Genomic DNA, 13,682 nt, shown 5'->3' with positions numbered 1-13,682 from the left:
TAATATTAACTCTAACAATTTTGCAGATAGGTTTATTTTAAAATTTTGAAAAAGAAAAATATATTAATAATAATAGTAATAATTGCTGTCATAACAACAAGTTTTTTGCTAGGAAAAAAGTCAGGATTTAATAAAGCTGAGTCAATTCATCAAAGTGAGCTTAGGATACTTGAGCAAAGTAAACTATCTCAAACACCTGAGAATAGTATCAACTGTCGTCCTGAAGTTAATCCAAACAAAGGTAATTATGTTATTGGTTATGGTAGTCTTATGAATAAAGACTCAAGACAAATAACGGTTCCAGATGCAACATATGCTGCACCAATATTAGTCAGTGGCTTTGAAAGATTATGGGCATCACGCGGTGAAAAATCCCGTGCCACATTCTTGCTTGCAGTACCTAACAAAGGTTATGTAATGAATGCCATATACTATAAAGCTGATGCTAAAGATATCTCAGCAACAGATTTACGAGAAGCATCATATTGTCGCGTAAAAATACCGCGCAAAGATATCGTACCTCTAGGTATCAAAAGTTTACCAAAAGGTGATTTTTGGATGTATGTTAAAGATTTTAAGGATGCTGAATTTCCTAATAAAAACTATCCTATTTTACAAACATATGCTGATGTTTTTATGACCGGGTGTCTACAAACCCAAGCAGAATTTAACCTAACTGAGTTTGGCAAACTTTGCTTTGATACAACATACAACTGGGACCTAGCAAACTGGTTGTATGATCGCTCAAACCCTCGCTATAGTAGGTATTCACAAGATACTGAAAAATATCGTCCTCAAATTGATAAAATCATTCGTCGCTTAACTTTTGATGATGATCCTCTATAAACTGTAACAAACTAAATTTTCGTAGCTTCTAAGATGAAAATAACAACTAGAAAAATATGTATAGCGCCAATGCTTGATTGGTCTGATAGACATTATCGCTACATGATGCGTCTGATCACCAAACATACGATGTTATATACCGAAATGATTACTTTAAATGCGATCTTACATGGTAATAAAGAATTTTTGCTTAAATATAATCCTGAAGAAAACCCTGTGACACTACAGCTAGGTGGTTGTGTACCAAAAGACTTTATCAGCTGTGGCAAGCTTGCCCAAGAGCTTAGCTATGATGAAATTAATATAAATGTTGGTTGCCCTAGTGAACGAGTTAAAAAAGGTAATTTCGGTTTATCATTAATGGCAGAACCAGAGCTTGTAGCAGACTGTGTCAAAGCGATGAAAGATAACTTAGATATCCCAATTTCTGTTAAATGTCGTATTGGCTATGACCATAATGATAGTTATGAGCAACTATATAATTTCGTTGATAAGCAAGTTCAAGCCGGTGTAGATTATCTTTGTATTCATGCTCGCAAAGGTTGGCTTAGTGGCCTATCACCAAAAGAAAATCGTACCATACCTGAGCTTAAATATGACGTTGTTTATAATATCAAAAAAGATTTTCCAAATCTTGAGCTAGGTATCAATGGCAGTATTACAACAATTGAAGAAACCAATCAACACCTAAACCATGTAGATAGTGTTATGATAGGTAGAGAAGCATATCACAATCCAATGTTATTTAAAGACTTTGATAATATTTTCTATAATCAGCCTAATACCGATATCTCAGTGCTAGAAATTGCTTATAAAATGGCTGAATATATAAAAGTTCAAATGGATAATGATCCATACATAAAGCTTAGTAATATAACTAAGCACACCTTAAACTTATTTAATGGTTTAGCTAACGCAAAAATATATCGTCGTTATCTAAGTGAAAATGCCACAAAAAAAGAAGCTAATGTTGATACTTTCTTAAAAGCTTTAGAAGTTTTTGAGAATAAGCTATAGCCTAAACTACTTAATATGCTAATAATACTAATGTTACTGGTTCAATAACAAAATCAAATAGTTCTAATACATAAGCACTACTAGCAATAACAGTTGTACATACAAATAATGTGGTTTTCTTGTGTAAAAGTAATAGCTTTTTGAATTTAAAGAGTCTAAATATCAACTTATCTTGCTGCATTTCTAATAAATCAAATCTTTTGGATATGAATGAATAATTATATTTAGGCCAATTTTCTATAATATTTGATATTAAAGATAAGTGATCGACTTTAAAATATAAAACATTAAAGTTGTTAGCATAAAAGTTTAGATTATTATTTTTAATAAAATATCCGGGTTGATTCGTTGCTTTGAATAAAGCTATTTTTGTATTCTTTAACTTGCCTGTTGGTTGAGTTTTACCTAAAACAATATCGAAATCTTTGCTATCTAAAACTCTTTGTGCATAATTTTTATCTAACTTACTTGTAAACTCATATATATATTCTTCAATATTTCTTCCTCCCTTATCTGGGTTAAAGTGAGCATGGTGTTTTTCTTTCTTACCTTTTGGTATATGTGGGTCTAATAATATTAACTGGATATTATTAAATCCTTGTCTTTCTAACCAATAAGCCATTTCAAAAGCAATTAGTCCACCTAATGACCATCCTAATAATATAATTTGCTTATTTTTATCATTGAGATCTAATCTTTCTAAGTAAAGCTTGGCTAAAAATGAGAGTGAATTAATTTTATTTTTTGCATATAAATTATAATTTTCAACCCCTATGCAATTATAATAAGGCGATAGTTTTTCTATCAGAGCGCGGTATACTTCACATCCAGCAAAAGCAGGGTGAACAAAAAATAAATCTTCTTTATTATCGTCCTTTTGATTAAAATAACTAATTAATTGAAATTCATTTGTAACATTTTTCAATATATTAGCTATTGTTTTATACCTAAATATATCAGCTATAGATATTTCAGTATTAAATAACTGTGTCATTTTATATGCTGCTTGAATAGATAAAATAGAATTACCACCAATATTAAAGAAATTATCAGTAATACCTACTTTATCTATTTTAAGAACCTGTTGCCATATTTGACACATTTGCTGTTGTAATTCAGTAGTAGGGGCGAGATATTGTTTTTTGGTTAATTCAATTTTAGGCAAAGCTTTTCTATCTAATTTACCATTAATAGTTAGAGGGAATGATTCTAATTTCATATAAAAACTAGGGATCATATATTCAGGTAGCTTTTTAGCTAAATGATCTTTAATTACAGATTCATTTATTGATTTATCAGCTACATAATAAGCCACTAGTGTTTCATCCTTAACTAAAACACAGCTTTGTTTAATATTATCAATTGCTGATATTACATTTTCAATTTCTCCAAGCTCAATCCTAAAGCCTCTTAATTTAACTTGGAAATCATTTCTACCTATATATTCAATTTCTCCATTAGCTAACCATTTACAGATATCACCTGTTTTGTATAAACGTGTATAACCTTTGGCAATATCATCTGGTGTGGCAAAAGGATTATTGATAAATCTTTCTTTAGTTAATTGTGGTAAATTTAAATAGCCTCTAGCTAAACCAGCACCACCTATATATAACTCCCCTGGTACACCTATTGGTGAAGGGAATAAATTATTATCTAGGACATATAGTTTTTCATTAAACAAAGGAGTTCCTATTACAGAAGATTTTGTACTGGAATCAACTTCTTTTATTGAACTCCATATAGTTGTCTCTGCTGGTCCATATACATTGTAAACATACTTAAACTCTTCTAAAAAAACTTTGACCTCATTATTTGCTGCTTTTTCACCCCCAAATAATAAAGTTTTATCATGAAATTTGCCTTTGTGTATTTGACATAAATTACTAATAACTTTTGGTGTTTGTTGTATTATATTACTTTGTACAATTTGCTCATCGGTAATTTTATCAGCTGAGGATAAAATTAGCTTATAACCATTTAACAGTGGTAGGGCATACTCAAGACCAAATATATCAAAAACAATGTTTGTCAAACTTAATAGGTTTAATCCATTATTAGTTTTTATTTTTTCACTAAATAGTTTAATGAAAGAAACAAAGCTATAATGTTCAATCATTACACCTTTAGGTTTACCAGTAGTTCCAGAAGTGTAAATTACATAAGCTAGATTATTAGGTTGTACATTAGTATTTAAATTATCTTTAGCATAGTTTTGAAACTGTTGTGAATCTGTAGCAATAATCTCTACATCTTGAGCTACTTCTTTAAGCTTATTAATTAAATGTGTTTGAGATAGTAAAATAGTTGCATTAGTATCTTCTAAAATATATTTTGTTCTATCACTAGGAAAGTCAGGTGATATAGGCACATATGCAGCTGCTGCTTTGAGTACTGCTAATATTGATATAATCATCTCTAAGCTTCTATCTAAGTATAAAGCTATTAAGGTATCTTGTTGTAGTTGCTGATTAGTTATAGATCTATATTTATCTTTGATATATCTAGCAAGTTGGTTACTTCTTTGGTTTAATTCTTTATAAGTTAGTTGTTTATCTTCAAAGACTAAAGCTATATTATCTGGAGTTTTAGCTACTTGCTCTTCAAAAAGTTGATGGATTGTTGTCTGAGGATATCCTCGATATTCACCCTTTGAAATAGCTAATATTTGTTTATATTGATCATCATCTATTATGCTTATTTCTGAAATCTTTTTATTTAAGATAATATCTAATTTAGATAATAAAGTTTTATATCCATTAATAAGCGTGCATATAAAATCTTTTTCATACTGATTATTAAATTCAACTCTACATAATATCTCATCATTTTTTAAGTCTACCTCAAAATATAATCCCTGCTTAACATAACCTGAATGAGAATATATTTGGGTTTGGTTATATGGAAGACTATGAGTTTCCTCTGTTTCAAAATTAAATTGAATATCTGATAATAGTCTAATATGGTCTCTATCTAAATTATCTAATAAGCTTTCATAAGCAATAGCATTATTAATATTAGATATTATTTCTCTGCCAGCCTGATATATAAAATAACTCAAATCATTATTATTAGCAAAATCTGATACTAAAAACATATTGTTTATTAAACAGCCTATAGTATCTTTATGTTTAGGAGTATATAAACGTTCATCTATATTTGTAATAATTGCAAACTTATTTTGATTTGATATTTTATGTAAAACTAATGTAAATAGAGTATACAATATAGAGAATTCACTAATATTAAGATTTTTAGACACTTGTAGTAATTGTGTTCTTGTCTTTTTATCACAATTAAATGAAATCTGTTTTCCTTTATTAGTAAACTCTTGATTATTTTTTGGCAAATCTAAAGGAGACAAGCTTTCTAATTTATTTTTCCAGAAGCTAAGCTTTTCTTCAAAATTATTTTTGTAATGCTTATTAATATAGTAAGATGCCTCATTAAAATCATTTATACCTGATTTTCTATTATCTTTTTCATTTAAAAATAAATATGAATATAAATCAGGTAAAATAATATTGATTAATGATGTAGCATCAAGTATCAGATGGTGACAAGAAATAAATAAATATTGTTTTTTAATATCTAAAACATCAATTAGATAAAATCTAATTAGTTTATCATTATATAAATCAAAACTAATTCTCTCGATCTCATTGAGAACTTGATGTAATTCAGTTTGTGTTTTTACTATTTTTTGTTCACAAATGCAGGAATTATCATAATTTAGTATTCGTTTAAGGCAACCATCATTATTATAAATATAGTTACTATGTAATAACGTATATTTATCTAGTAGATATTTAACTCCTGATTTTAAATTATTTAAATCGATATATTTTTTGTAATCAATAAGGAAACTCTCATTATATATTAAGTTATCACCTGATGATAATTGATGATTAAATATAACTTTTTCAAAATGATGTAATTTTTTCGATGTTAAATTTAAACTTTCGTTAGAAATATCATTTGAATTAACTTCTAAATTAGATAATTGTTGAATAGTTTGTGATTTAAATAAATCTATTACTTGGTAGGATTTATTAGTTATTTTATTAATTCTCATGATAGTAGTAATTGCTAAAATAGAATTACCGCCAATATTAAAGAAATTATCAGTGATACCTACTTTATCTATCTTTAGAACCTCTTGCCATATTTGACACATTTGCTGTTGTAAATCAGTAGTAGGGGCTAGATATGGTTGCTTAATATTAGAAATATCAAAATCAGGCAAAGCTCTTCTATCTAATTTACCGTTAATAGTTAGAGGAAATGATTCTAATCTCATATAAAAACTAGGGATCATATATTCAGGTAATTTTTTAGCTAGATGATCTTTAATAGCTGTTTCATCTATTTCTATATCTGATACATAGTAAGCTACTAATACCTCATCCTTAACTAAAACACAGCTTTGTTTAATATTATCAATTGCTGATATTACATTTTCAATCTCTCCAAGCTCAATCCTAAAGCCTCTTAATTTAACTTGAAAATCATTTCTACCTATATATTCAATTTCTCTATTAGCTAACCATTTACAGATATCACCTGTTTTGTATAAACGAGTATAACCTTTAGCAATATCATCTGGTGTGGCAAAAGGATTATCTATAAATCTTTCTTTAGTTAATTGTGGTAAATTTAAATAGCCTCTTGCTAAACCAGCACCTCCTATATACAACTCTCCTGGTACACCTATCGGTGATGGGAGTAAATTATTATCTAAGATATAAAGCTTTGTATTGAATAGGGGTTTGCCGATATTATTAACTTTTTTATCATTAATTTGTTTGCCAGCGGCATATATAGCTGTTTCTGTTGGACCATAATAATTATATAAGTTAACTTTATCTTTCCAAAATAAAGCTGTTTTATGATTACAAGGTTCTCCAGCTACAATTATACCTTTTAGTGATGGATAAACTTTATCCATTGGTAATATTGATAAAACAACTGGTGGTAAAAAAGTATAATGTATACTGTTATCAATTAAATAATTACTGAGTATATTACTATCTAACCTAGTTGATTCATTATAAATATGCAAAATGTTTCCATATAAAATGGTTGAAAATATTTCAGAAACTGAAACATCAAAAATATAAGATGCATAAAAACCAATATTAATTTTACTTTCATTACTATCATATATATCAAATATATTTGAAACTGTATTTATAACAGAAATATGCTCAATCATAACCCCTTTAGGTTTACCAGTAGTTCCAGAAGTATAAATTACATAAGCTAGATTATTAGGTTGTACATTAGTATTTAAATTATCTTTAGCATAGTTTTGAAATTCTTGTGAATCTGTAGCAATAATCTCTATATCTTGAGCTACTTCTTTAAGCTTATTAATTAAATGTGTTTGAGATAGTAAAAGAGTTGCATTAGTATCTTCTAAAATATATTTTGTTCTATCACTAGGAAAGTCAGGTGATATAGGCACATATGCAGCTCCTGATTTAAGTACTGCTAATATTGATATAATCATCTCTAAGCTTCTATCTAAGTACAAAGCTATTAAGGTATCTGGTTGTAGTTGCTGATTAGTTATAGATCTATATTTATCTTTGATATATCTAGCAAGTTGGTTACTTCTTTGGTTTAATTCTTTATAAGTTAGTTGTTTATCCTCAAAAACTACAGCTATATTATCTGGGGTTTTAGCTACTTGCTCTTCAAAAAGTTGATCGATGGTTTTATCTTGAGGAAAAGCTCGTTGTGTTTGATTTACTGCTTGGATAAGGTCAGTAATATTGGAATACATTTTTAATACCTAGCAATATTAAATTACGAAATTGTATTACAAATATAACTTTAAATAAAGCTTATAATAAGGCATTTATAATGAAATTAAATTACATTTGTTAATATTTTAAAATTAGAAATTATGTTATTCTTTATTTATTTCTATACTTTAATGCTAATATTAATACTGAAGAGCAAGTTATAAGAGCAAGTAGATAACCGATAGCTAAAATCCAATCATTTTTAATTATTCCATATAATATACTTACTGATTGAATAAATATAAAAATTGCAAAAGTTATTAATGAAATAGACTTGGATGATTTCGTTTTATAAATATTTATAGCTTGTGGAATAAACGCCAGGGCATTTAGCACTAATGCGAAACTAAATAAAAAAGCAATTACATCGAAAAAATATAACATTTAGGCTAGCCCTAATAATTTAAGAAATTCTAAATCTTGCTTAAAACATCAAATACAGCTTCTGCTGCCTCAGATCTTTTTTTGTCTTTTTCTTTGAGTTCTTTATTTTTCTGCTCTAGTTGTTTTTGTAATTGTTTTTGCTTAGTAATATCGACTGATACACCTACAAGTCCAATAACATTACCTTTTTCATCTTTTAAACAAGCTTTTTTAGATAAATAAATTCCAATCTCATTATTCTTAGTTGGATAATTTTCTTCATATGAAATATTAGAACCACTATGAATAACTTTTAAATCATTCATTAATATGTTTTTAGCTAATAAATTCTTATTACCAAGAAGTTCAAGTTCATTTTTATAAAGAGCATCTTTAATATTAGTAATTTTTAATGTTTCTGCGTTAGACTGATTCATTCCTATATATTGGCCTTGAGTATTTTTCCAATATATATTTGCGTCTATAGTATTTATTATTTGTTGGAATGTAACATCTAAATTTTCAATCATAAAATAATTATCCATATTAGTATCTTTGAATTGATTGATATCAATTGAAATAACGATAATTTTTTCAACGTTGTTATTCTCATTTTTAATCATTTTTCTTTGAGTAAGGAAAATCCCATTTTTAGTGTTTTTATCTATATATTTTTCACGGAGAAAAATATCAGTATTTACATGCTGCGCTACTGTTTCATTACCTGAAATTTCTTCTGGGTTATCAGTAACAACAAGCTCTCTTTCTGGTTTTCCGATGATATCTTTTTCATTTATCTTTAAAGTATTAACAAAATGTTTATTAGCACCTAGTAATTTTCCATTGCTATCTTTCCAATAAATATCAATATTTAATGAATCTACTATATCTTTATAAACTTTATACGATTCAATCTGTTGTTCTAATTCTTTGATTCTTTTTTCTGACATGTCTGACATGAAAAGTTCTCCCAAGTATCTTTCTATTAATTAATTTAACTTATAATATAACTGTAAAACAAGTAAAAAATGGCTCTGATTTTAATTTTTATTTTTCTGAGGCTGTTGATTTAATGTACAACTTATTTTACAAATTTTGTAAAATATGAATATTGAAAATATTTACCTATTGTATGATTATAAATATTAACAAATAAAAAATAGACATAGAATATTTTTTTTTTAAAAAAAAAAGAAATACCCCCCTCTAAATCCATTACGACTTGATAGAATTATTGATTAACATAAGGAAATAATTAAGAAGAGTTGGCATGAGTTAGCTAGAGAAATTTTTATAGCGCCTAATATTAAGAGATAAAATATTTGGTATAATTAGAAATTTAAATTTTTCAAAAAGTTTTTTCAAGCTTAGCAGTACAAGGTGAAAGATTAATGCCAGATTATAGAGTTAAAAATTTTTTCCCCAAGCTAAATAAAAAAGAGCTAGAATATTTATATAAAGCTATTGATAACGAGCTACAAAGGTGGAGTGATATAATTAACTTGAATAATTCTGAAAATGGAAACCATGCTCTTGCGGCAGATTACGAAAATGACTCACTTAGGCTAGATAATTTGCTAGGCGCGGTTGATCAATATGTAAGAACTAGCGCAAAACCTGAAGGAATTTCATTTTCTCAAAGAGATACTGCATATGTAATAGAAGCTTTAGAACATGAATGCGAATTATGGAAAAAAGGAAAATCCTCTTTTAATGCAGAAGAGTTTAGTATTATCGAAAAAGCAAGGTCGAAAATAAAAGAGCTTGCTATCAAAGAATATGGACCTAAAATTTTAGAACTTGTGAATCTCAATATTACTCAAAGAATTTCTTAGCGTAATCCTTAACATTATCAAACCATGTTTTACTTTTTGGAGCATGTTTGCTTTGATAATCTTCGCCTAAACTATCAGCAAATTTTTCTAATAGTTCCTTTTGCTCAGCACTTAAATTTACCGGTGTTTCTACTACAACCTTACATAATAAGTCACCTCTTTTGTGCCCTCTCAAAGATTTCATACCTTTTTCGCGCAGACGGAAAACTTTGCCTGTTTGAGTTTCAGGAACAACTTTTAAGACAACTTCACCATCAAGTGTCGGAACTTTGATATCACCACCTAAACAAGCTTTAGTAAAGCTAATTGGCATTTCACAATACAGGTTCATATCTCTTCTTTCGAAAATCTTATGCTCTTTAATTATGATTTGAACATACAGATCACCATTCATAGCACCATTTGAACCAGAATCGCCTTCACCTTGAAGCCTGATTCTATCGCCACTGTCAACACCTTCTGGTATTTTAACTTTAAGAGTCTTTTGTTTCTTAACTTTACCATTGCCATAACAAGCATCACAAGGATCAGCAATACTATAGCCAGTACCATTACATACTGGACAAGTTTGTTCAAAAGCGAAGAAACCTTGTTGTCTACGGATATTTCCCTGGCCATGACAAGCATGGCAAGTAGCTTTGGTTCTAGATTTAGAACCTGTACCATCACAACTATCACAAGATTCCATTCGAGGTATAGTTATCTCTTTTTCAACACCAAAGAAAGCTTCTTCTAAAGTTATTTCTAAAGTGTACTCTAAATCGCTACCTCGAGATGCTCTAGATCTAGCAGAACCACGCGAAGTTCCTCCACCAAAGAAAGTATCAAAGATATCTTCAAAACCACCAAACCCTCCAGCACCTGCCTGTTGATTTACCCCAGCATGGCCGAACTGATCATATCGAGCTCTTTTACTACCATCACTTAGGATTTCATAAGCTTCAGATATTTCTTTAAATTTAATTTCTGCCTCTTTATCACCAGGATTGCGATCTGGATGATATTTCATTGCAAGCTTTCTATAAGCCCTTTTAATTTCAACATCTGAAGCAGTTTTTGATATATTTAGAATTTCATAGTAGCATTTCTGTTGCATTTTACTTAACCTAAAAATTTTGGACAGATAATTATAACAAAAAGAAAAGTGTGGATAAACCACACTTTATTGATTACTAAAAGATTATTTATTTTTGTCTTCTTCAACATCTTCAAAGTCAGCTTCAACGACATCATCTTCTTTCTTAGACTCTTCAGCCTTAGTTCCACCTTGAGCGCTAGCTGCTTGAGTTTGCTCAGCATAAGCTTTTTGAGCTATAGGAGCAAATGCTTCTTCTAAAGCTTTAGTTTTAGCTTCAATTGCTTGTTTATCATCACTTTTAGCTGCCGCCTCAAGTTCTTTACAAGCTTCTTCAATCTTATCTTTTTCTTCTGCTGTTACTTTATCGCCCAACTCTTGGACCGCTTTTCTTGAGCTATGAATCAAATTATCAGCAGCATTTCTAACAGTTACAAGATCATGGAATTTCTTATCTGCTTCAGCATTAGCCTCAGCATCTTGTACCATTTTCTCGATATCTTCTTCAGATAGACCGCTAGAAGATTTAATTACGATATTTTGCTCTTTACCAGTAGCTTTATCCTTAGCTGATACATTTAATATACCATTAGCATCGATATCAAAAGTTACTTCAATTTGCGGCATGCCACGTGGTGCTGGTGGAATATCTGCTAAGTCAAATCTACCTAGAGATTTGTTTGCAGATGCCATCTCACGCTCACCTTGAAGTACATGAATTGTCACCGCAGGCTGATTATCTTCAGCTGTAGAGAAAACTTGTGACTTCTTAGTAGGGATAGTCGTATTTCTCTCAATAAGCTTAGTCATAACGCCACCCATAGTCTCAATACCTAGAGAAAGTGGAGTTACATCAAGTAAAAGTACATCTTTTACATCACCGGCTAGTACACCACCTTGAATAGCAGCACCAACAGCAACTGCCTCATCAGGGTTTACATCTTTACGTGGCTCTTTACCAAAAAACTCTTTTACTCTCTCTTGTACTAGAGGCATACGAGTTTGTCCACCAACTAGTAGTACTTCTGTTATATCAGATTTACTTAAACCAGCATCTTCAAGAGCTTTTTTACAAGGCTCTAAAGATCTCATTACAAGATCAGAAACTAAAGACTCAAATTTAGCTCTAGTTACTTTAATATTTAAGTGCTTAGGTCCAGTAGCATCTGCTGTGATGTAAGGTAAGTTAACATCAGTTTGTTGAGCTGAAGATAATTCCACCTTAGCTTTTTCAGCAGCTTCTCTAACTCTTTGTAAAGCAAGCTTATCATTATGAAGATCTATACCTTGCTCTTTTTTAAACTCATCAATTAAGTAGTTCATTAAGGCAACGTCAAAGTCTTCACCACCCAAGAAAGTATCACCATTTGTTGATAATACTTCGATTTGATTATCACCATCGACATCAGCAATCTCAATAATTGAAATATCGAATGTACCACCACCTAGGTCATATACCGCTACAGTTTGCTCACCTTTTTTAGAGTCTACACCATACGCTAGTGCAGCAGCTGTAGGCTCGTTGATGATTCTTTTCACTTCAAGACCAGCTATTTTACCAGCATCTTTTGTAGCCTGTCTTTGACTATCGTTGAAGTATGCTGGCACTGTAATTACAGCTTCTGTAACTGGTTCACCTAGATAATCTTCTGCAGTTTTCTTCATTTTTCTTAGAACTTCTGCAGAAACTTGTGGTGGAGCCATCTTCTTACCATCTCTAGTAGCAACCCAAGCATCACCGTTATCTGCTTTGACTACTGCATAAGGCACTTTCTTTTTAATGTCATCTTGAACAGCTTTGTCATCATACTTACGACCTATAAGTCTCTTGATAGCAAAGAATGTGTTATCAGGGTTAGTTACAGCCTGTCTTTTAGCTGCCTGACCTACTAATATTTCACCGCTATCAGTATACGCAACAACTGAAGGTGTAGTTCTATGACCTTCAGCATTTTCTATAACTTTAGCAGTCTTGCCATCCATAATAGCAAGACAAGAGTTAGTGGTTCCTAAATCTATTCCTATAATTTTTCCCATGAAAATTCTCCTGTATTATTTTAATTTTATTTTTTAAACTTTTTTTCAATCTCGACTTATAGATGGGTATATCTATTAGCTTTTCAAGTATTTTTTTAATTTTTAACTACAACGACTTTCGCAGCTCGAATAACACGCCCATTTAACATATATCCTTTTTGGAATACATCAAAGATAGTATTATCATCAAACTCTGGATTAGGAATCATTGCCATAGCTTCATGTAAATTAGGATCAAATTTTTCGCCCTTTGGATCTAGCTCTTCTAAACCATTTTTCTTGAGTATATCAGCTAGCATTTTTGCCGTTAGCTCAATACCTTCTTTCATAGCAACAGCTTCTTCAAGCTTAACCTCATGCTTTAGCGCTTGTTCAATACTATCTAGCACAGGTAATAGTTCTTTGGCAAAATTTTCTATGCCAAATTTACGTGCATTAGATATATCTCTTTCTGCTCTTTTACGAATGTTATCCATTTCAGCTTTTGCTCTTAAAGCTTCATCTTTAAATGCATCACAACTCTCTTCGAGCTCTTTTATTGTATCTCTTGCTCTTTCTAATTGCTCTTCTACGGATAATTCTTCTACAGCTTTACTGGTAGACTCTTGATCCATCTCTTGCTCATTGTCTAAAGCCTTATCTTCTATATTATTTTTTTCTTCTTTACCCATAAAACAACCTTTTATTTTGATCCTGTTA

9 protein-coding genes are annotated in these 13,682 nt (G+C 30.0%); 3 read left to right on the top strand and 6 right to left on the bottom strand.

Features of this window, described 5'->3' with window-relative positions:
- The first annotated feature begins 45 nt into the window (after positions 1-45).
- Positions 46-846 (top strand): gamma-glutamylcyclotransferase ChaC, encoded by an 801-nt coding sequence (gene chaC, locus CGC45_RS02610; RefSeq protein WP_071628829.1) that lies wholly within the window; start codon positions 46-48, stop codon positions 844-846.
- A gap of 33 nt (positions 847-879) precedes the next feature.
- The gene (gene dusA / locus CGC45_RS02605) at positions 880-1,863 is read left to right on the top strand and encodes a tRNA dihydrouridine(20/20a) synthase DusA (RefSeq protein ID WP_071628828.1); all 984 of its coding nucleotides are present in this window, start codon (positions 880-882) and stop codon (positions 1,861-1,863) included.
- Between the two features lie 10 nt (positions 1,864-1,873).
- On the opposite strand, the gene CGC45_RS02600 is transcribed toward dusA, so the two are convergent.
- The 3 genes from CGC45_RS02600 to CGC45_RS02590 all read right to left on the bottom strand — a co-directional run bounded on the left by CGC45_RS02600 (position 1,874) and on the right by CGC45_RS02590 (position 8,995).
- Positions 1,874-7,651 carry a non-ribosomal peptide synthetase gene (locus CGC45_RS02600; RefSeq protein WP_114702037.1) on the bottom strand — a complete coding sequence of 1,926 codons (5,778 nt, stop codon included), beginning with the start codon at positions 7,649-7,651 and terminating at the stop codon, positions 1,874-1,876.
- Between the two features lie 133 nt (positions 7,652-7,784).
- Entirely contained in the window at positions 7,785-8,057 is a 273-nt protein-coding gene (locus tag CGC45_RS02595) for a SemiSWEET family sugar transporter (RefSeq protein WP_071628826.1), read from the bottom strand.
- Between the two features lie 29 nt (positions 8,058-8,086).
- Entirely contained in the window at positions 8,087-8,995 is a 909-nt protein-coding gene (locus tag CGC45_RS02590) for a PAS domain-containing protein (RefSeq protein ID WP_071628825.1), read from the bottom strand.
- A gap of 432 nt (positions 8,996-9,427) precedes the next feature.
- Here CGC45_RS02590 and CGC45_RS02585 point away from each other — a divergent pair, with 432 nt between their 5' ends.
- Complete coding sequence (locus CGC45_RS02585; protein ID WP_071628824.1) at positions 9,428-9,871, top strand: hypothetical protein; 444 nt, start codon at positions 9,428-9,430, stop codon at positions 9,869-9,871.
- On the opposite strand, the gene dnaJ is transcribed toward CGC45_RS02585, so the two are convergent.
- From dnaJ to grpE, 3 genes are all read right to left on the bottom strand, one after another.
- Positions 9,852-10,967, bottom strand: a complete 1,116-nt coding sequence (gene dnaJ, locus CGC45_RS02580; protein WP_071628823.1) for a molecular chaperone DnaJ — start codon at positions 10,965-10,967, stop codon at positions 9,852-9,854. The two genes, CGC45_RS02585 and dnaJ, sit on opposite strands and share 20 nt — an antisense overlap.
- An 84-nt stretch (positions 10,968-11,051) precedes the next feature.
- Positions 11,052-12,983: a molecular chaperone DnaK gene (gene dnaK / locus CGC45_RS02575; protein WP_071628822.1), complete on the bottom strand. Its 1,932-nt coding sequence runs from the start codon at positions 12,981-12,983 to the stop codon at positions 11,052-11,054.
- Between the two features lie 95 nt (positions 12,984-13,078).
- Positions 13,079-13,654: a nucleotide exchange factor GrpE gene (grpE, locus tag CGC45_RS02570; protein ID WP_071628821.1), complete on the bottom strand. Its 576-nt coding sequence runs from the start codon at positions 13,652-13,654 to the stop codon at positions 13,079-13,081.
- Positions 13,655-13,682 lie beyond the last annotated feature (28 nt).

Origin of the sequence: Francisella opportunistica (assembly GCF_003347135.1) — a bacterium.
GTDB lineage: Bacteria > Pseudomonadota > Gammaproteobacteria > Francisellales > Francisellaceae > Francisella > Francisella opportunistica.
Note: the sequence above shows the minus strand (reverse complement) of the source record. Positions and strands in the feature narration are given on the sequence as shown.

Excerpts from the sequence above, each read along its gene's own strand:
- dusA (WP_071628828.1), top strand. The coding sequence starts at position 880 with ATGAAAATAACAACTAGAAAAATATGTATAGCGCCAATGCTTGATTGG.
- CGC45_RS02600 (WP_114702037.1), bottom strand. The coding sequence starts at position 7,651 with ATGTATTCCAATATTACTGACCTTATCCAAGCAGTAAATCAAACACAA.
- CGC45_RS02595 (WP_071628826.1), bottom strand. The coding sequence starts at position 8,057 with ATGTTATATTTTTTCGATGTAATTGCTTTTTTATTTAGTTTCGCATTA.
- CGC45_RS02590 (WP_071628825.1), bottom strand. The coding sequence starts at position 8,995 with ATGTCAGACATGTCAGAAAAAAGAATCAAAGAATTAGAACAACAGATT.
- CGC45_RS02585 (WP_071628824.1), top strand. The coding sequence starts at position 9,428 with ATGCCAGATTATAGAGTTAAAAATTTTTTCCCCAAGCTAAATAAAAAA.
- dnaJ (WP_071628823.1), bottom strand. The coding sequence starts at position 10,967 with ATGCAACAGAAATGCTACTATGAAATTCTAAATATATCAAAAACTGCT.
- dnaK (WP_071628822.1), bottom strand. The coding sequence starts at position 12,983 with ATGGGAAAAATTATAGGAATAGATTTAGGAACCACTAACTCTTGTCTT.
- grpE (WP_071628821.1), bottom strand. The coding sequence starts at position 13,654 with ATGGGTAAAGAAGAAAAAAATAATATAGAAGATAAGGCTTTAGACAAT.